Annotated in this window: 18 protein-coding genes; 12 read left to right on the top strand and 6 right to left on the bottom strand. The window is 40.5% G+C overall.

Annotated features, from left to right (window positions below; translation table 11 throughout):
• Positions 1 to 10: 10 nt before the first annotated feature.
• The 5 genes from ACFSY7_RS20085 to ACFSY7_RS20065 all read left to right on the top strand — a co-directional run bounded on the left by ACFSY7_RS20085 (position 11) and on the right by ACFSY7_RS20065 (position 5,412).
• On the top strand, positions 11 to 841 hold the full coding sequence (locus ACFSY7_RS20085) for a helix-turn-helix transcriptional regulator (RefSeq protein WP_380149394.1): 831 nt from the start codon (positions 11 to 13) through the stop codon (positions 839 to 841).
• 34 nt (positions 842 to 875) lie between these two features.
• Positions 876 to 2,102 (top strand): DNA polymerase IV, encoded by a 1,227-nt coding sequence (locus ACFSY7_RS20080; RefSeq protein WP_380149393.1) that lies wholly within the window; start codon positions 876 to 878, stop codon positions 2,100 to 2,102.
• Between the two features lie 8 nt (positions 2,103 to 2,110).
• Positions 2,111 to 3,049 carry a ribonuclease Z gene (rnz, locus tag ACFSY7_RS20075; RefSeq protein ID WP_126990227.1) on the top strand — a complete coding sequence of 313 codons (939 nt, stop codon included), beginning with the start codon at positions 2,111 to 2,113 and terminating at the stop codon, positions 3,047 to 3,049.
• Between the two features lie 155 nt (positions 3,050 to 3,204).
• Positions 3,205 to 4,731: a fatty acid--CoA ligase family protein gene (locus ACFSY7_RS20070; protein ID WP_380149392.1), complete on the top strand. Its 1,527-nt coding sequence runs from the start codon at positions 3,205 to 3,207 to the stop codon at positions 4,729 to 4,731.
• Between the two features lie 72 nt (positions 4,732 to 4,803).
• Positions 4,804 to 5,412 carry a flavin reductase family protein gene (locus tag ACFSY7_RS20065; RefSeq protein WP_380149391.1) on the top strand — a complete coding sequence of 203 codons (609 nt, stop codon included), beginning with the start codon at positions 4,804 to 4,806 and terminating at the stop codon, positions 5,410 to 5,412.
• A gap of 48 nt (positions 5,413 to 5,460) precedes the next feature.
• Here ACFSY7_RS20065 and ACFSY7_RS20060 read toward each other — a convergent pair whose 3' ends face one another.
• The 5 genes from ACFSY7_RS20060 to ACFSY7_RS20040 form a co-directional block, all read right to left on the bottom strand.
• Positions 5,461 to 5,934 (bottom strand): S-ribosylhomocysteine lyase, encoded by a 474-nt coding sequence (locus tag ACFSY7_RS20060; RefSeq protein WP_380149389.1) that lies wholly within the window; start codon positions 5,932 to 5,934, stop codon positions 5,461 to 5,463.
• A 59-nt stretch (positions 5,935 to 5,993) separates the two neighbouring features.
• Entirely contained in the window at positions 5,994 to 6,884 is an 891-nt protein-coding gene (locus ACFSY7_RS20055) for a ferrochelatase (protein WP_380149388.1), read from the bottom strand.
• Between the two features lie 118 nt (positions 6,885 to 7,002).
• Positions 7,003 to 7,917, bottom strand: coding sequence for an alpha/beta hydrolase (locus ACFSY7_RS20050; protein WP_380149387.1), 915 nt, complete (start codon positions 7,915 to 7,917; stop codon positions 7,003 to 7,005).
• Between the two features lie 120 nt (positions 7,918 to 8,037).
• Positions 8,038 to 8,568, bottom strand: a complete 531-nt coding sequence (locus ACFSY7_RS20045) for an isochorismatase family protein (protein WP_139992307.1) — start codon at positions 8,566 to 8,568, stop codon at positions 8,038 to 8,040.
• 64 nt (positions 8,569 to 8,632) lie between these two features.
• Entirely contained in the window at positions 8,633 to 9,256 is a 624-nt protein-coding gene (locus ACFSY7_RS20040; RefSeq protein WP_380149386.1) for an NAD(P)-dependent oxidoreductase, read from the bottom strand.
• Between the two features lie 183 nt (positions 9,257 to 9,439).
• Here ACFSY7_RS20040 and ACFSY7_RS20035 point away from each other — a divergent pair, with 183 nt between their 5' ends.
• From ACFSY7_RS20035 to ACFSY7_RS20005, 7 genes are all read left to right on the top strand, one after another.
• Positions 9,440 to 9,601, top strand: a complete 162-nt coding sequence (locus ACFSY7_RS20035) for a YezD family protein (protein WP_126990219.1) — start codon at positions 9,440 to 9,442, stop codon at positions 9,599 to 9,601.
• Positions 9,602 to 9,797: 196 nt separating this feature from the next.
• Positions 9,798 to 10,562, top strand: a complete 765-nt coding sequence (gene cobA, locus ACFSY7_RS20030) for a uroporphyrinogen-III C-methyltransferase (protein WP_380149385.1) — start codon at positions 9,798 to 9,800, stop codon at positions 10,560 to 10,562.
• Positions 10,563 to 10,575: 13 nt separating this feature from the next.
• Positions 10,576 to 11,394 (top strand): sirohydrochlorin chelatase, encoded by an 819-nt coding sequence (locus ACFSY7_RS20025; RefSeq protein WP_380149383.1) that lies wholly within the window; start codon positions 10,576 to 10,578, stop codon positions 11,392 to 11,394.
• A complete protein-coding gene (locus tag ACFSY7_RS20020; protein WP_380149381.1) occupies positions 11,336 to 13,123 on the top strand; it encodes an assimilatory sulfite reductase (NADPH) flavoprotein subunit in 1,788 nt (595 codons plus the stop codon). Before ACFSY7_RS20025 ends, ACFSY7_RS20020 begins: the two co-directional genes overlap by 59 nt.
• Positions 13,124 to 13,137: 14 nt before the next feature.
• On the top strand, positions 13,138 to 14,862 hold the full coding sequence (gene cysI / locus ACFSY7_RS20015; RefSeq protein WP_380149379.1) for an assimilatory sulfite reductase (NADPH) hemoprotein subunit: 1,725 nt from the start codon (positions 13,138 to 13,140) through the stop codon (positions 14,860 to 14,862).
• Between the two features lie 281 nt (positions 14,863 to 15,143).
• Positions 15,144 to 16,847 (top strand): hypothetical protein, encoded by a 1,704-nt coding sequence (locus ACFSY7_RS20010; RefSeq protein ID WP_380149378.1) that lies wholly within the window; start codon positions 15,144 to 15,146, stop codon positions 16,845 to 16,847.
• A gap of 227 nt (positions 16,848 to 17,074) precedes the next feature.
• Positions 17,075 to 17,860 carry a hypothetical protein gene (locus ACFSY7_RS20005; protein WP_380149377.1) on the top strand — a complete coding sequence of 262 codons (786 nt, stop codon included), beginning with the start codon at positions 17,075 to 17,077 and terminating at the stop codon, positions 17,858 to 17,860.
• A gap of 32 nt (positions 17,861 to 17,892) precedes the next feature.
• On the opposite strand, the gene ACFSY7_RS20000 is transcribed toward ACFSY7_RS20005, so the two are convergent.
• Positions 17,893 to 18,135 (bottom strand): hypothetical protein, encoded by a 243-nt coding sequence (locus tag ACFSY7_RS20000; RefSeq protein ID WP_380149376.1) that lies wholly within the window; start codon positions 18,133 to 18,135, stop codon positions 17,893 to 17,895.
• Positions 18,136 to 18,515: the final 380 nt, after the last annotated feature.

Below are 18,515 nucleotides of genomic sequence, written 5' to 3'. Positions count from 1 at the left end.
GGTGAGCAACATGCAACGACGTAATATCCCGATTAATCCTTTCGGTCAGGAACAAGTACTGTATGACAACCCAGAATTTCCATCGATTGTTTATAATACGTTGATTGTCGCAAATAGCGTAGGCTATATACCACTTCATTGGCATGATGAATGGCAAATGCAAATTGTTGAAGCGGGCAGTGTCGAAATGCATGTTCAAGGAGATGTACATACGATTGAAGCGGGTCAAGGTTTGTGGATTCATTCAGGTGTTGTGCATGAAGCGTATGCGCTAACGGACGACGCGAGATACCGCTGTTGGAATATTCAACCAGATTTATTGCCGCGTTTTTTACGTCAATGCTTTGAACAACGTGGGCCAAAGCATGGATATGTATTACTAACAGATGATGGATGGCAACAGGAATGTTTAGCCATCATCGCACATGCAATGGCGAGCGACGATGAATTTACCATTTACGATGATTTTGTTAAAGTCGCTCATTTGCTCTGTACACATGCTGAAAAAGGCGTGACAAAGCCGGCATTTGATGAGCGCTTAAAAGAACTACTAGTGTATATTCATATCCATTATACGGAGAAGCTAACGCTTGATGAACTTGCGGGCGTCGTGTATTTAAGCACTAGTGAAACGATTCGTCTCTTCAAGAAATCGCTTCAGATGACCCCTTTTCAATATATTTTAAAGTATCGTTTAGAGAAAAGTAGGGAATTACTGCAGCATACAGATGAAGCCGTAACGGATATTGCACTAGAAATTGGTTTTTCAAGTGCAAGCTATTTTATTCAAAAATTCAAAGAAGCATATGATATTACACCGAAGCAGTTTCAAATGTTATAATAAAAATAAGAACAAAAGTTCGGGAGGAATCTCTATGGCCATTTTATTCCATATTGATATGAACTGTTTTTATGCATCGGTTGAACAAGCAATTAATCCAGCGCTAAAAGGCAAACCGATTGCAGTTGGTGGTGACCCAAAAGAGCGGCGAGGAGTTGTTGTGACATGTTCCTATGAAGCGCGTGCACGAGGGGTTTATACGACGATGCGCGTAACAGAAGCGCGTAAGCAATGCCCGGAATTGATTATGCTAAAGCCTAATTTTGAGCGGTACCGCGCCGCATCGAATGCGATGTTTACGATACTACGGGAGTATACGGATTTGGTAGAGCCGGTATCGATTGATGAAGGCTATATGGATGTGACGGCGATTGTCCACGGAGCAGATGCGTTAAATCTTGCTGAGGACATTCAACAGCGCTTGAAAAAGGAGCTTGATTTGCCGTGTTCAATTGGCATTGCGCCAAATAAATTTTTAGCAAAAATGGCATCCGATATGAAAAAGCCGATGGGCATTACCGTACTTCGAAAGCGTCAAGTTGAAGCTGTTTTATGGCCTAAGCCAGTTATTGAAATGCATGGCGTTGGCAAGCGTACAGCAGAAAAGCTCGCGGCACACAATATTAAAACAATTGGGGATTTAGCGGCTACGAGTGAAGTAGATATTCGTGCTTGGTTTGGAAAAAATGGTGTACGGATGCGTGAAAAGGCATATGGTATCGACAATCGTGCAGTTGACCCAACTTCGATATATGATACGAAATCTGTTGGTAATTCGACAACACTTTCAGAAAATATTTTGTCTGAGCGCAAGCTAAATGACGTGATTTCACAGCTATCACAGCGTGTAGCCAATCGCCTACAAGCAAAAAATCTTGCAGGGAAAACCATATCCATTCAGCTTCGTAGCGCCGATTGGAAGCAGACGACACGTAGTAAGACGCTCGTCAATGCAATTTATGAGCAGCATGATATTGCACGTGAGGCGAAAGAGCTCGCGACCAAGCACTGGAATGGTGCGCCGCTACGATTAGTTGGCGTCAGTATTAGCCAGGTCGAGAATCGTCAGCAACGTATGGAACAGCTCGATTTATTTACATTTACGGACCATGTGCGAGATGAGCCAGTTATGAATATTATGAATGAATTACGCGATAAATTTGGACAAGATATTATTGTGCGTGGTGTACGTGTGAAAAAATCGACATATGATGCACCAACGAGTTTTTCAAAAGATTTTTTAGATGATCATAGAAAGTAGGAACGACAATGCAACTACAATTTTTAGGGACAGGTGCAGGAATGCCCTCAAAGGAGCGTAAGACAAGTGCGCTCGTTATGAAATTATTAGATGAACTAGGAACGATATGGTTATTTGATTGTGGCGAAGCAACCCAGCATCAAATTTTAGAAACGACCATTAAGCCACGTAAAATTGATAAGATTTTTGTGACGCATTTACATGGCGACCATATTTATGGGTTGCCAGGATTTATCGGCTCGCGCTCTTTCTTAGGTGGTGATACACCGCTAACGATTTACGGGCCAAAAGGATTGAAAGAATGGGTAGAGATGACAAATGATGTCACTGGCACGCATTTAACCTATCCGCTTGAATTTGTTGAAGTAGAGGAAGGTATTGTGTTTGAAAACGAGCAATTTATCGTACGTGCGATGCCACTACAGCACGTAGTCCCTTGCTTCGGCTACCGTATCGAGCAAAAGCCGTTAGCAGGGGCACTAGATATTAAAAAAGCAACTGCACTTGGTGTCCCAAAGGGGCCGCTACTTGGCCGCTTAAAAGCTGGGCAAGACATTGTACTAGAAGACGGGACCGCTGTTCGTAGTGTCGATGTTTTAAGCGAGCCGCAGCCAGGCTTTATTGTGACCATTTTAGGCGACACACGCCAATGTGACAATGCATTAGCATTAGCACAGCAAGCGGATGTCTTGGTGCATGAATCGACATTTGACCATGCGACAGCAAAGCTTGCACGCCAATATGGTCATTCGACGAATATAGAGGCGGCAACGGTTGCGCAGCAAGCAGGTGTTGGTACCTTGTTGTTAAATCATTTAAGCGCCCGTTTCTTAGCGAAGGATTTAGCGCGCATGACGAAAGAAGCGCGTGCTATTCATGAAAAAACATACTTAGTATCGGACTTTCGCACGTTTGAATGGCATCAACGTCAGTTAATTGAAAAATAATGAAAAACGAGGGCTGCATTTTATGCATTTCTCGTTTTTTCTTTTATAATCAAAAAAATTCTCTTTAATACATATTTTTTGTTTTCCTTTTTTAGTAAATTAGATTATAATATGGAATGTGAATAGCCATTCATTCCATATAAGGGGGAACAAACATGAATTTATCAACGCGTTTTACGGAAACAGCCCGCGAGTGTGCGGATAAACATGCGTATGTTTTTATGGACCAAGGAACGACGTATCAAGAGCTTGATGCACAGATTAGTCGTTTTGCAGCAGGACTTCAGCATCTAGGCTTACAAAAAGGGGACCATATAGCGCTATTATTAGGGAATTCACCGCATTATATCGTGGCGTTATATGGGGCATTCCGTGCAGGCATTACCGTTATTCCGATTAATCCCATCTACACAGCGGATGAGATTTCATACATTTTAAATGATGGCGACGTACGTGTGGTTGTTGCATTAGACCGTGTCGTGCCAGTTATTGAAAAATTAGAGAATAGCACGTATACGGAAACATATATCATTTGTGAAACAACACCGGATACGAGCTGGGCGACGAGTCCAGTGGCTGAAAAGTTTATTCCGTTTATGTCATTTATGCAACAAACGCATCCACTAGAAGATATCGAGACAGTCGGTGACGATACGGCAATTATTTTATACACATCCGGCACGACAGGAAAGCCAAAAGGTGTGATGCTAACGCATGATAATTTATATGCTAACGCAAGTGATGTTGGGAAATATTTAGATATTCGTCATGATGATCGCGTTGTAACGACACTGCCGATGTTCCACGTATTCTGCTTAACAGTGGCATTAAATGCACCGCTTATTCAAGGTGGGACATTGCTTATTGTGCCACAGTTTAGCCCAGCAGAAGTGACGCGTATTATTAAAAAATATAATGCGACAATGTTTGCTGGCGTGCCAACGATGTTTAATTTCTTATATCAATTCCTTGGTGCGACCAAGGAAGATATGCAAAGTGTTCGTTTATGGATTTCAGGCGGGTCATCACTACCAGTCGCATTATTACATGATTTTGAAGCGAAATATGATGTGAAGATTCGTGAAGGCTATGGCTTATCAGAAGCCTCTCCGGTGACGTGCTTCAATCCAATTGACCGACCAAATAAAGCAGGTTCAATTGGTCTATCAATCGTCAATGTCGAAAATCGTGTTGTGGACCCAGATGGTCATGATGTACCGGTCGGACAAGTTGGGGAGCTTGTCGTGAAGGGACCAAATGTCATGAAGGGGTATTATAAAATGCCAGATGCAACAGCTGCGGCCCTAAAAGATGGATGGCTCCATACGGGCGATCTTGCGCGTCGTGATGAAGAAGGCTATTTCTACATTGTCGACCGCAAAAAAGAAGTCATTATTGTCGGTGGGTACAATGTTTACCCACGAGAAGTAGAAGAGGTACTGTATGAGCATCCAGCAATCGCCGAGGCTGCTGCGGTCGGGATGCCGGACCCAGAGCAAGGAGAGATTGTGATGGCGTATGTTGTCAAAACAGAGGATGCCTTGGCGGAAGAAGAAGTAATCGCATATTGTCGTGAGCATTTAGCAAAATATAAAGTGCCACGTCGCGTTGCCTTTTTAGAAGAGCTACCGAAAAATGCAACCGGTAAAATCTTGCGCCGCGAACTACAAAAACTATCTTAAAAATCATGAAGAGGGACAACTAAATAGCTGTCTCTCTTCTTTTTTGTTATGCTGACATAAAGGAGTGATGATATGCTTTCAATAAATCCAAACGAGCGTACAGAACGCGAAAATTATAAGTTAATGACAGGGGCCATTATTCCGCGTCCCATTGCTTTTGTGACAACAAAATCATCAGAGGGAATTGTTAATGCGGCACCATTTAGCTATTTCAATATTGTATCAGCCAATCCGCCGCTAATCTCCATATCTGTGCAACGAAAAGACGGGCAACCAAAAGATACGGCTCGTAATATTTATGCGATAAAGCAATTAGTCGTGCATTTAACGAGTGAGCAAAATGTAGATATGGTCAATGAAACGGCCGCTAGTTTAGCCTATAATGACAGTGAGCTTGCGCGGACGAATTTAACGGAAGTAGCTAGTGAGGTAATCGATGTACCAGGAATTTTAGAGGCACCGTTTCGTATGGAATGTACGCTTGAAAAAGCGGTCACACTTGATGAATATCCGACATTTGATTTATTTATCGTAAAAGTCGAGCGCTTTCATATAGAGGAAGCATATTATGATGTGGAAAAAGGCTATGTCGATGAGCATGGGCTTCAAGCCGTGAGCCGTTTAGCAGGTAATCATTATGCGAAGCTTGGCGATATTTTTACACGCGCACGTCCAAAATAAATAAAAGCAGCACGTGCGATTATGCGCGTGCTGCTTTTTGATAGTTCGTTATTCAGTGGCGAATACTTGTGTCCATTCATCGCGTTTATCTAAAAATTGCTGTGCTAATTGTTTTGCGCCTTCTAAGCTATGGCTTGCTGCCCAGCCACATTGTACTTCATTACAAGCAGGCACGCTGTCAGCTTCTAGTACATCTTTCATCGTTGCTTCTAAAATTGTTAATACATCTTCATAATCATTGTGGTTAATGAGTGATACATAAAAGCCTGTTTGACAGCCCATTGGCGACCAATCGATAATTTGATCTGAATGATTGCGAATACGGTCAGCTGTTAAATGCTCAAGTGAGTGGAGGGCAGGCATGTCCATATGTTCCTTATTTGGCTGCTTGAAGCGCACGTCGTATTTCGTTACGACATCGCCGTGCTGTCCCGTTTTGGTACCAGCAAGTCGTACGTAGGGCGCTTGCACCTTTGTGTGATCTAGGTCGAAGCTCTCGACATTTGTTTTATCTTTTGACATTTTAAAATCCCCTTTACGATCAATTCCACTTTATTGTACCACTTAATTATTTGAAATATCTAAATTTTTGCATAATGAAGCTGTTTAATTTCATTGGCAAGGGCCATGATACCATCAAAACTATCGCCGATGAATTCACTTTGGACGAAAGCAACTTGTAATTCATCGCATAATACTTTGCAGTCACGTCCGATTTCAAAGAAAGACTCCATATCTGGAACAATCGATAATAATTCACATGTCACAAAGCCATCAAAGCCAGCAGCTGTATCGCGGCGAATCGCCTCTTTCACATCTGGGTCTAACCAGCCCTTACGACCGCTACGATATACCGCTTCAAAGTCGGGTACACCGGCCTTCTCGGATACAAGTTTCGCGAATGCTTCAAAAGCCGCAACATATGGCGCATTACGCTCTTGGTCAACAATTTGACTATGTACAGTATAAAACACTTTTTTCGTTGCCTCACGTGGTAAGAAATTATAGGCAGCTTTTACACGACGTGCATACATTTCAACAATGGATGCCGCTTCATAATAATTTTTCAGTGGTATAACGGGCATATCTGTTACTTTTTCAGCTACTTCTTCATGGAAGCTACCGCCACCTGAAGCAGAGTAAATGGGATTGACGGTCAGCGTTAAAAGCTCTGTACAGCCATCAGCACGTGCCGCTTGAATCGCATCATCGGTAAATGGTGCTGTATGCTTATAGGCATTGTAGACACGCACCGTGTTCGCGCCGTCTTGGTTGAGTACCGTTTCAAGTGCTTCTGCGATGCGTGGTGCGTACAGCGTGATTGGGTCCGCTGTTTGTAAATGTTTAAACTGCTGTGTAACATTCTCCATCATGGGAGCGGGTGGTGTACGACCGATAATGTGTTCAAAATAAGCGGGCACATCATCAATGGATTGCGGCGCACCGTAAGCATAAAACAAAATCCCTAACATAGAAAAAATTCCTCCTTTAACAAATTTCTTCTATTATAAATGAAAGTGATAATCAATATCAATTGAAATGTGATAATTGCACTAAAAAAGAGACCGCATATATACAGGTCTCTTTTAACTAACAAGGTGTTAAAAATTTGGCAATTAGCTCGGCTGTTTTTTTCGTTTCAGTATCGAAAAATTCAATTTTACTAAAGTAGCTATGAATGAGCCCTTCAAGCTCAATGCGTTGTGCCGGTACACCAGCTCGCTGAAGATTGTCAATATAACGAATTCCTTCATCTACGAGCACATCATATTGTGCCGCAATTAATAGTGTACGTGGTAGCTGTGCAAAATTTTTCGCTTGAAGTGGTGCAACGAGTGAGTTTTTCTGATTTACAGCATCGACATATTGCTCCGTAAACCAAATCATCCCTTCTTTATCTAAGCCATAGTTTTCACCAAAGGTATCATAGCTTGCTACAGTGAAATCAGTATCAAGTACTGGGTAGATGAGTGCCTGCTGTTTAATCGGTGGCCCATCATAATCGGCACTTAATGCACTAACAACTGCTGCCAAATTACCACCAGCACTATCACCGCTAACGGTAATATTCTCCTGGTCAATATGTAATTGCGCTGCATGCTCATGCACCCACACAAGGGCATCATAGGCGTCATTTACAGGTGTAGGGAAAGGATATTCAGGTGCTAAGCGGTAATCAACGCTTACAACAACTGCCTGTGTTGCCGCAGTTAAATAGCGGCAGCCGCCATCTGCATATTCGGGGCTACCAAATACCCATCCACCCCCGTGATAATACACAATGACAGGGAAGGGACCTTTGCCCTCAGGTGTATAAATTCGCACATTAATTTCGCCGTCACGTACAGGGATTACACGATCCTCAATCGTTTGAATACCTGCAACCTGCACGCTAAATTTTGGTGCGAGTGCGCGCTCGCGGCGTGCTTCTTCAGGTGTTTGTTCGTAATATTGTACGCCTTTATGTGCCTCGATATAGTCAACAGAACCTGGATGTAATGCCATGTGAAAAACCCCTTTTCGAATGATTGTAGCGTCAGTATAACATATACAATATTATTCCTACAAGTAAACTTGGTATTAAAATATAAAAAGATTCGGTTATTTCCGAATCTTTTTATTCTATTATTTAATTAACTTACTAATCGTTTTAAAGTGAGGGTGCTTTGCATGACCAAGTACATCAAACAAAATCATTTCAACGCTCGTAATGAGCGCACCCTCTTGTGCCATCCGATCAATGCCGATTTGTTTATTATCCGCTGTGCGAGAATCGACCGCATCTGCCACGACTTCGACAATATACCCAGCCTCCAGTAAATCGCGTGCGGTTTGATAAACGCAAATATGTGCTTCAATACCACATAAAATAATGCGCTCTAAACCGTCAACTGCTTGAAGTGCGGCAATAAATGCCTCGCTTTGATATGCACTAAACGATGTTTTTGCAATAGCCTGTACATGCGGTAGAGCCGTTTGAATGGCTTCATCTGTTGGACCTAAACCATCGGGGTATTGCTCAAGTAAAATGGTCGGGATGCCAAGTGTTTGGACACCCGTAAGGAGCTTTACTAGATTTTCAGATGTTTGTGCGGGGTCATTCATTACCGATAAAATTTTTCCTTGCACGTCAATAATAACGCAAGCTGTTGTCATAAAAAAACCTCCCTAGCATGAATATAGCTTCACTATACCATGCTAGGGAGTGTGGATTCATGTATTAGATGTTGAAAACAGCGATTGATTGGCCCATGAAATTGGCATTTGGGATGGCCATGATAACCGCATTTGCCACATCATCACGGCTAATTGATTGTGCAGCTTCAGGTACATCATCATAAGAGAGCGCATAGCGACGTTTTGGCTCATCATCTGTTAAGCCCATTGGACGAATAATCGTATATGTTAAGCCGGCCTCTTTGATAGCGTCAATTGATTTATTATGATCGATTAAATACGGTTTTAAATACGTCATCACTTGTTGACCACGTTCACCTTGAATTTCACCATCGACACCCGCACTCGCTGTATACACAATGCGTTTCACATTGTGCTTAGTCATGCCGGCGACAATATTTTTCACCATGACAGAGATTGGATTTTCGATATCACTATCCTTCGGTGTACCAAGTGTAGAAACAACCATATCCGCGCCTTCAATTGCTTGTGCGACTGCCTCTGCATCAAAAGCATCTCCTTGAATGACCGTTAAATGTTCATCCTCAAGCGTTAATTTTTCAGGGGAGCGCACGAATGCGACAACCTCATATTCCTCTGATAATGCTTGGCGGACAGCATGCTGACCTACGCCACCTGTTGCGCCAAAAATAACTAATTTATCCATTATGTAAACACCTCCACTTCTATTATCGTAGCAATATAGAAAAATGTAAACTACTCTGCTTTTTGACGAATTTTCTGTTAATTCTCAAAAAAAAGTTGACATTTATTGTCTTACAGCATAGAATTGAAACAATTCTTGTTAAAACCTATTCGTTTACTAAGGATTGAAGGGGAGGACACGAACATGGCGCAACCAACACATGCAGAGCGTTTAGAAGCAATTGCAAAGGCAATTGAAGGAATTGAATTTGGTGAAGTACAAATTACAATTCAGGACGGCGTAATTGTCCAAATTAATCGAGTAGAAAAACAGCGATTTCAACAGCAACGTAAAACGCAAAAATAAATCCTAGCTATTGACTTTGTTTACAGTTTATTTTATTATCTGTACATGTTTACTAGGAATTAAAAATCGAACAGCTGACTAGACAACTAGAGGCGCTTATTTTACTTATGATGTGATAGTAATCATGTACCATGGGAGAAATGAGGGCTTTTTTTGTTCACTTACATAATTGCAGCATAGAAAAGGAGCAATCGCTATGACGAAAGTTTACATTGTTGGCGCGGGTCCTGGTGACGTAGAACTAATTACGTTAAAAGGCTTACGTGCAATTAAAGAAGCAGATGTCATTTTATATGACCGATTATTAAATGAAGAACTATTAACATATGCAAAACCAGGTGCAGAGCTTGTGTTTTGTGGCAAACTACCAAACCGTCATGCGATGATTCAAGAACATATTAATGAGTCACTCGTACGCTATGCGAAAGAAGGCAAAGTCGTAACACGTTTAAAAGGTGGCGATCCTTTCGTATTTGGCCGTGGTGCTGAAGAAGCAGCAGTGCTAGCAGACGAAAACATTCCATTTGAAATTGTACCTGGTGTGACATCAGGTATCGCAGCACCAGCGTATGCAGGTATTCCTGTGACGCATCGTGACTTAAGCGGCAGCTTTGCTATTGTGACGGGACATCGCCAAGCAGGCAAAGATGATGATTTAAAATGGGAATCATTAGTGAATATCGAAACATTAGCCGTTTATATGGGTGTAAAAAATTTACCATATATCGTTTCACAATTACGACGCTTCGGCAAAAGTCCACAAACACCGGTGGCGCTAATCCATTGGGGAACATATGATAAGCAGCGCACCGTGACAGGGACATTAGAAACAATTGAACGTATTGTCGATGAAGAAGGCATTGAAAATCCAAGCATGATTATCGTCGGGGAAGTGGTTCGTATGCGCGAGAAGATTGCTTGGTTTAATGAACAGCCCGTTTTACAAACCGCTTTAAAGTAAAGGAGGAAAAGGCATGCAAGCCGTATTATATGTAGCACATGGAACGAGGGTAGCAGCAGGAATTGAGGAAGCGAGGGCATTCGTTGAACGTGCGAAAAAGCGCATACGTCTGCCGATTCAGGAGATGTGCTTTTTAGAGCTTGCGGAGCCGACAATTGAGCAGGGCGTAGCAAACTGTGTTGCACAGGGCGCTACATCGATTGCGATTGTCCCGATTTTACTGTTAACTGCCAATCACGCGAAAGAGGATATACCCGATGCAATTGAGCCGCTAAAAGCCCGTTTCCCGCATGTACGCTTTTCATATGGGAAGCCTTTTGGGATTGATCGTCGGTTGATTTTACAACTATTTCAACGCATTCAAGAATCACATGAAAAATTAACAGAAGATTCCGAAGTATTGCTAATTGGTCGTGGTAGTAGCGACCCAGCAGTATTACGTGATTTTACAGAAATTGCGACACGTCTAAAGTTGTTTTTTGGTGTACGCAATGTCAATATTGCCTTTTTATACGGCAATGGACCAAAATTCGAAGACTATGTTGCAAATTTACAACAAAATCGAGCAAAGAAAATTTTTATCGTTCCATATTTATTATTCCAAGGGTTATTGCGCAAACATATTGAAAAAACAATTGCAGAGGCAGAAGTCGAGCAACAGCTCATTATTTGCGAAAGCTTAGGATATGGCAACAAAGTATTAGACGTACTTGTTGAGCGCACAAATGAAGCGGTAGTCAATGCTACCAACATTAATAATGAGGTGATTATTCATGGTTTTACAAGTCGAAAACAGTCCATTTACCGAGCAACAGGTGAAGCTATTAAATGAGCTACTCCCAAATTTAACAGATAATCAAAAAATTTGGTTGAATGGTTATTTAAGCGCACCACAGGCTGTAGCAGCACAAGCAACAGCCGTATTAGAAGGTCTGCAGCAAGTTAGCAAACCTAAAACGATTACAGCAACGATTCTTTATGCATCACAAACAGGTAATAGCCAAAAATTAGCGGAATGCTTTGGTGCTGAACTAGCACAAAATCAAGTAGATGTTAACGTCGCTTCCATGAGTGATTTTAAGCCAAAAGATTTAAAAAAGCTGGATAATTTATTCATTATCGCGAGTACGCATGGTGAAGGGGAAGCTCCAGATAATGCGATTGGTTTCTATGATTTCTTGCATAGTAAACGCGCACCGAAACTAGACCAGCTAAATTATGCTGTGCTAGCACTAGGTGATAGCTCATATGAATTCTTCTGTAAAACGGGTGCTGACTTTGATCAACGTCTAAGTGAGCTTGGCGCTACAGCAATCGCACCACGTGTAGACTGTGACGTAGATTATGAGGATGATGCAGCAGCGTGGCTAACAACTGTACAACAAGCATTGTTAAAGCAGTCTAGCCAAACGGAAGTAGCCACTCAGACCGTTACAGCACCGGCACCAACATCAACCTATAATAAAAAGAATCCATTCCAGGCTGAGATTTTAGAAAAAATCAATTTGAACATGGATGGCTCAAATAAAGAAACGTATCATATCGAATTATCATTAGAAGGCTCAGGCTTAACGTTTGAACCGGGTGATAGTCTTGGAATTATTCCACAAAATGACCCGGCACTAGCGGCGCAATTAGTAGAAGTTTTAGGCTTTGATGCTACAACACAAGTAACGGTGCAAGACACGACAGTTACTGTACTTGAAGCATTAACGAATACACTTGAAATTACGGTTGTGTCAAAACCGCTTGTACAAAAGCTAGCGGCGTTTACAAAAACGGACATTACACCGATTTTAGAAGGTGATTTCCATGCATATAGCTACGGCCGTGACTTAATTGATTTTGTGACAGAGTATGGTCCATTTGACTGGACACCACAGCAATTCGTTGAACAGCTTCGTGCAATTCCACACCGTTTATACAGTATTGCCTCTAGTTATACAGCGAATCCAGATGAAGTGCATTTAACAATCGGCAAAGTAGCGTATGAGGCAAATGGTCGTGCGCGTACGGGCGTTACAAGTGGTCAAGTTGCAGAACGCCTAGAAATTGGCGATACGGTATCAATTTTCACGAAGGAAAATCCAAACTTTAAATTGCCACAAGATGCAGATACACCGATTATTATGATTGGTGCTGGCACAGGCGTTGCACCGTTCCGTTCATTTGTTGAGGAGCGTGCAGAAACAGGTGCAGAAGGCAAATCTTGGTTATTCTTCGGCGACCAATGCTTCGTTTATGACTTCCTCTACCAAGTAGAGTGGTTAAATTATTTACAAGACGGCACATTAACGAAAATGGATGTAGCCTTCTCTCGTGACCAAGCACAAAAAATTTATGTGCAACATCGTTTATTAGAACATGCACAAGAAGTATACGAATGGCTGCAGCAAGGTGCTGTCATTTATGTTTGTGGCGACGAAAAAGCAATGGCGAAAGATGTGCATGAGGCATTACTACAAATCATTGAACAACAAGGCAATATTTCTCGCGAGGAAGCAGTAGAGACATTAGTGCAGTATCAACAACAAAAACGCTACCAACGCGACGTTTATTAAGAGGGGGCTTTACCATGACGAAGAAAGTAGAAGCACCGCAAGGCAAACCGAGTGCAAATGAAATTTTTAAAGACGAAAGTAATTTCCTACGTGGAACAATCGAGCAATCGTTTAAAGAGCCATTGTCAGGGAAAATTCCAGAGATGGATACACAGCTAATCAAATTCCATGGTAGCTATATGCAAGACAACCGTGATGAACGCTTAACACGTCAAAAGAAAAAATTAGAGCCATCGTATCAATTCATGGTGCGTGTACGTACACCAGGGGGGACGGCAACACCAGAACAATGGTTAATGATGGATGAAGCGGCAAATACGATCGGGAATGGTACATTGAAAGTGACGACGCGTCAAGCATTCCAAATTCATGGCATTGTAAAATGGAATGTGAAAACATTCATGCAAAAAATGGATTCCGTATTGCTTGATTCACTTGCAGCATGTGGGGACGTAAACCGTAATGTTATGAATGGTGTCAATCCGCATCAATCCGCAACACACGCAGAAATCTATGATTATGCCGCACAAATTAGTGAGCACTTATTGCCACGTACACAGGCCTATCACGAAATTTGGTTAGACGGTGAAAAAGTAGCCGGTACACCAGATATTGAACCGATTTATGGTGAACATTACTTACCACGTAAATTCAAAATCGGTTTAGCTGTCCCACCAAGCAATGATGTCGATGTTTATTCACAAGATATTGGCTTGATTGCTATCGTAGAAGATGGCGAGCTACAAGGCTTTAACATCGCTGTCGGTGGCGGTATGGGGATGACACATGGTGAACAAGAAACGTATCCACAACTAGCACGTACGATTGGCTATGTGGCAAAAGAAAAAATCGTTGATACATGTGAAAAAATCTTAACGATTCAACGTGACTACGGGAACCGTACAAACCGTAAAAACGCACGATTCAAATATACGATTGACCGAGTAGGTATCGAATGGTTTAAAGAAGAGTTAAACCGTCGTTTAGGTTATGACGTTGAACCAACACGTGAGGCAGTATTTGAAAGCCGCGGAGATGATTATGGTTGGACGAAGGGCACAGACGGTAAATGGCATTTCACATTATTTATCGAAAATGGTCGTATTAAAGATGTCGACGGTTACCCACTGATGACAGGTATTCGTGAAATTGCCAAAGTACATACTGGGGAATTCCGTATGACTGCGAACCAAAACTTAATGATTGCGAACGTGACACCACAGAAAAAACGCGTCATTCAAAAATTAATTGAAGATCATAACTTAACAGATGGTAAGCACTACTCAGCGATTCGCCGTAATTCGATTGCGTGTGTATCACTGCCGACATGTGGTCTTGCGATGGCAGAGGCAGAACGCTATTTACCAGGTTTAATTACGAAAATTGATGCCATCATCGATGAAGCGGGTCTTCATGAAGAGGAAATCGTTATTCGTATGTCAGGTTGTCCAAATGGCTGCTCTCGTGCCGCAATGGCTGAAATTGGCTTTATCGGTAAAGGGCCAGGGCGTTATAATATGTACTTGGGTGCTTCATTCATCGGGGACCGCCTAAGTAAAATGTATTTAGAAAATATCGATGAAGAACGTATTTTAGCAGAGCTCACAACATTGCTTAACCGTTATGCAACAGAGCGTGAAGAAGGAGAGCACTTCGGTGATTTCGTTGTTCGTATTGGCGTTGTGACAGCAACAACAGACGGTACAAACTTCCATGCAAATACACCCGCACACGCGTAATAATAAAAGAGTAGCAATCATCTACTAAGAATGATTGCTACTCTTTTTCTATTTATAAAAAAATAAATAAATAGGGAAAAACACATCCATTTGACTTTGAAAGAACTAAAAATATACGTGTTTCAAAATATTTTTTTGGGTATATAGGTTCCAAATGAATTTTTTAACAATAAGTATGACGTATTATGCCGATAAACAAAGTAGACATAAAGTAGTGCGAAATAAATAAGAATTTACGCATACTAATTAGATAGAGATTTGCATGGATGGAGAGATAGCACATGAAGATTGAACAAACAAACGCGGAAAATATGCCAATATATGAGCAACAAAAACAATTTTTTGATAATGTCATCAAGCAGTTAAAAGACTTATATCAATTAATTAAAGAAACATCCTATGTAAAGCGTAGTGCACAAATTTTAAGTATTATTATCGATGATATAAAGCAACCAAAAAAAGTGTTAGTACTAAGCAGTGATAGTGAACGGCAAGCAACATTCATTAATAATCAGCTGCAGCGTCCGTTAATGCCACTATTACTTGAGAAGGGCGCTGTTGTTAGTGTCTCAATTATTCGCGCTGGCTTAGAGGAGCGTTTAGATGCCCATTTTTTAGATGGACAAGTAGCATCATTTGATTTGAGACATTTAGCGCTCTTTACATCGATGGCAAGTGAAGGTGCTCATTTACTTCAGGAAGCACTTGATTATGTTGATGTCTTTTTAAATGAACATTTATTAGAGCACGTATCGCTCATTGATGTGCCAGCGATGTCAAAAGAGCATGCGCTATTTATTCCGCCAAGCGTATTACGCCGCGCGGATGATATTTACTGGTTACTAGAAGAGATAGATATGACACCGTCTGAAAAGTGTTTATTAAAGCGCCTTTCAAAAATGGGCTTTCAACCACTAGCGATTAGTAAAGAACCTTTAACAATTGAAGAAAGTCCTTTTAGAGCTGTTATTGCCGAATCTGACACAGCGAAAATTCAAGAAACATTACTAGAAAATGAACAATACAATAAAATACGTATTGTAAAATTAGCCGATCGCCTATTACAATGGCTAGAACGCTTTTATACGGAAATTTCAAATCTATTACAACGAGATCCATATTTAGAAGCACGTCAGCAATTAGAGCATGAGATTACGCAATTAGAACAAGTCCCTTCCCATGATAGTGAGGAATTTGATGCATTAAAACAACGTGCAGGTCGAGTTGTGACACAATATATGAACGCACAAACTTTATACCAAGTCGTGCAGTTTATTAAGCATCAATCATTTATTAAGGAACATATTTTATTAGAATTTGTCACGGTGAGTAATGATTATTTAGAAGCAGCTCATTATTATCGCCGTGTGCACCAACAATATAATGAAGTAAAAGTAGAATTAGAGACGCTAGAGCGCAAATCACGTAGTAAATTAATGTTGAATCTATTTACAAAAGAGCATAATGAGCGCTTACAACGTATTCGTGCTGAATTACCGGTAATTCGTGCGCAAATGCTTGATGCTTATAAGCGTACAAAACGTTATGAGGAGGCCGTTATTGAGGCATTGCCACTGATAGCGCAGCGTCTTCAAGAAGTCGTAAATGCCGAGCTAGCAAGCTTAAGTGAGCGGGTAGAAGCGATTAACTATGCTGTTCCGAATGACCCGACAAAGCGTTTTAAAGCGATTCATCGTCTAAAGCGCTTTGATGGATTATGTGAGGCACAGGTACTTTTAAATCAATTCTTACCCACAATTGTGCCGATGACAAAGCATTATTTAGATGCGAAGCAACAATTGCGTTTACAAGCAAGTATCGCAAATATCGCATCATTACCATTAGATTATGTAAAGGTCATTGACGAAGCGTTGCAATTACCAGAAATTGTAGCGACCGATTATACATTATCACAAACAGTGGTTGATGCATTACCACTGACAATCGAGTCACTGCAATTGACCGTAGAAAAGCCTGTTATTTAAAAAACAGTATAAATAACTAAAAAATGAATACGTATGATGTGGTTATTAATAGTTACTTTTATAAAAAAACATAAAATGATTAAAAAGTATCATTTAAAAGCAAATAATATAAAATAAGTATGTTTTTATAACTATTAAAAAAACCTTAAAATTAAGTTGTTTATCTCATGAGCCCGTATTTTTTGTCTTGTATACTTGAGAGGATGATAAAGTAAAGGGTGAACTTGATGAACAAACAAAAATCAATACATCACCAAGAGTCAACAATGTTGACGAGCGATGAGCAAATAAAGCGCGCTGCTACACCATTACATTCAGTATGGCTTCAGTTAATACTGTCATTTGGATTAATATTCTATGCTGCGATTTGCCCTTTACTCTTTGCTTTTTTTATGTCGGGAAATACGTATGGACACAAAATAATGCAGGCAATGCATTATGCATGGACGACACGATGGATGAGTATTCTTTTAGGTTTATTTATTGTGGCGGGTGTATATTTATTTGCAGATGCTCTTCGAGTTCTTTATAAAAATTCAATTCGCACGAGACAATCACGTGAAAAACAAGAACTACCTAAAGAGCCAAAGCCTACTAAGAAAGATGCTTCAGTACCGTTGATGATTATGCGTGCATCGCTAGAAAACTGTACACATGAACAGGCACTTGAAGCCTTGATTTTTTATTTAGAGCAAATTGGCTTTAATGATATCGAAAAACCACCTTCAGAAGATTATGGTGTGCATCTAATTGCGAATTCAAATGAAGGACGTTTTGCTTTTATGCTTGGTGGCGTAACACAAATATTGACGATGACAGAAATTGAAAATTTTGCAACAGGTCGCGCTTATTTTGAATGTCGTGATGCGCTATGTATTGCTACGTCAAATGCTACAAAGGACACGAAACGCCGTGCAAACGAATTATTTGTACCTTATATTGATGCAGCCCATTATAGTGAAGAATTAAGTAAATATTTTACAAGTATTCGTTCTAAAGATGCGTTTGTATAAGAAAAAGCAGGAACGTACATTCCTGCTTTTTCTTATGGTTGTTTATGCTGCTTTTGCTGTAATAATAAGGTTAAATCAAGTATTAATAATACGAAAAATGCTACAGCACGTGTAAGTGGATAAGGTCCTTCTGCGATAAAATAAGATACGATTGCGAAAACTAATAATAGATACAATACATTATGTGAAAATGCAGCTGGTTTTTTCCATTTATAATAAAATAGCGCAATATAAGCAATCATCGCAATAATATTCACATACCAAAAAATATTCATCTGTGGAGCCTCCAATCATTTATTAACGGACGAAGCGATTTTTTTCTATCCTCTTCAGTGTAAATCAACCATAACTTATGCGTCAAAAAATAACAGTGTACATATTGTTATCTAGTTCACGGATTCACTAGAAGAGCGTAAAAATAGAATGATTGCCAAAAAAAACTAAAATTATGAACACATCTTGACATTTTATAAAAAAAGCCATTTTTTTTCAAAAAAAACAACATTCCTTGTTCGTAAAATAGAAAAAATGTGCTAAAATAGTGAACTTGTAAGAAGTATTTTGTTATACTACACATTCATTATTTAATGGGTTCTAGTAACACAGTGGACGCCATTAAATCCCCATAGATAACTATCTACTAAATAATTCATTT

This window comes from Kurthia populi, assembly GCF_042686175.1.
Classification (GTDB): Bacteria; Bacillota; Bacilli; order Bacillales_A; family Planococcaceae; genus Kurthia; species Kurthia populi.
Note: the sequence above shows the minus strand (reverse complement) of the source record. Positions and strands in the feature narration are given on the sequence as shown.

What these genes read in the sequence shown, in the direction of transcription:
- ACFSY7_RS20085 (WP_380149394.1), top strand. Translation starts at nt 11, where the DNA reads ATGCAACGACGTAATATCCCGATTAATCCTTTCGGTCAGGAACAAGTA.
- ACFSY7_RS20080 (WP_380149393.1), top strand. Translation starts at nt 876, where the DNA reads ATGGCCATTTTATTCCATATTGATATGAACTGTTTTTATGCATCGGTT.
- rnz (WP_126990227.1), top strand. Translation starts at nt 2,111, where the DNA reads ATGCAACTACAATTTTTAGGGACAGGTGCAGGAATGCCCTCAAAGGAG.
- ACFSY7_RS20070 (WP_380149392.1), top strand. Translation starts at nt 3,205, where the DNA reads ATGAATTTATCAACGCGTTTTACGGAAACAGCCCGCGAGTGTGCGGAT.
- ACFSY7_RS20065 (WP_380149391.1), top strand. Translation starts at nt 4,804, where the DNA reads ATGCTTTCAATAAATCCAAACGAGCGTACAGAACGCGAAAATTATAAG.
- ACFSY7_RS20060 (WP_380149389.1), bottom strand. Translation starts at nt 5,934, where the DNA reads ATGTCAAAAGATAAAACAAATGTCGAGAGCTTCGACCTAGATCACACA.
- ACFSY7_RS20055 (WP_380149388.1), bottom strand. Translation starts at nt 6,884, where the DNA reads ATGTTAGGGATTTTGTTTTATGCTTACGGTGCGCCGCAATCCATTGAT.
- ACFSY7_RS20050 (WP_380149387.1), bottom strand. Translation starts at nt 7,917, where the DNA reads ATGGCATTACATCCAGGTTCTGTTGACTATATCGAGGCACATAAAGGC.
- ACFSY7_RS20045 (WP_139992307.1), bottom strand. Translation starts at nt 8,568, where the DNA reads ATGACAACAGCTTGCGTTATTATTGACGTGCAAGGAAAAATTTTATCG.
- ACFSY7_RS20040 (WP_380149386.1), bottom strand. Translation starts at nt 9,256, where the DNA reads ATGGATAAATTAGTTATTTTTGGCGCAACAGGTGGCGTAGGTCAGCAT.
- ACFSY7_RS20035 (WP_126990219.1), top strand. Translation starts at nt 9,440, where the DNA reads ATGGCGCAACCAACACATGCAGAGCGTTTAGAAGCAATTGCAAAGGCA.
- cobA (WP_380149385.1), top strand. Translation starts at nt 9,798, where the DNA reads ATGACGAAAGTTTACATTGTTGGCGCGGGTCCTGGTGACGTAGAACTA.
- ACFSY7_RS20025 (WP_380149383.1), top strand. Translation starts at nt 10,576, where the DNA reads ATGCAAGCCGTATTATATGTAGCACATGGAACGAGGGTAGCAGCAGGA.
- ACFSY7_RS20020 (WP_380149381.1), top strand. Translation starts at nt 11,336, where the DNA reads ATGGTTTTACAAGTCGAAAACAGTCCATTTACCGAGCAACAGGTGAAG.
- cysI (WP_380149379.1), top strand. Translation starts at nt 13,138, where the DNA reads ATGACGAAGAAAGTAGAAGCACCGCAAGGCAAACCGAGTGCAAATGAA.
- ACFSY7_RS20010 (WP_380149378.1), top strand. Translation starts at nt 15,144, where the DNA reads ATGAAGATTGAACAAACAAACGCGGAAAATATGCCAATATATGAGCAA.
- ACFSY7_RS20005 (WP_380149377.1), top strand. Translation starts at nt 17,075, where the DNA reads ATGAACAAACAAAAATCAATACATCACCAAGAGTCAACAATGTTGACG.
- ACFSY7_RS20000 (WP_380149376.1), bottom strand. Translation starts at nt 18,135, where the DNA reads ATGAATATTTTTTGGTATGTGAATATTATTGCGATGATTGCTTATATT.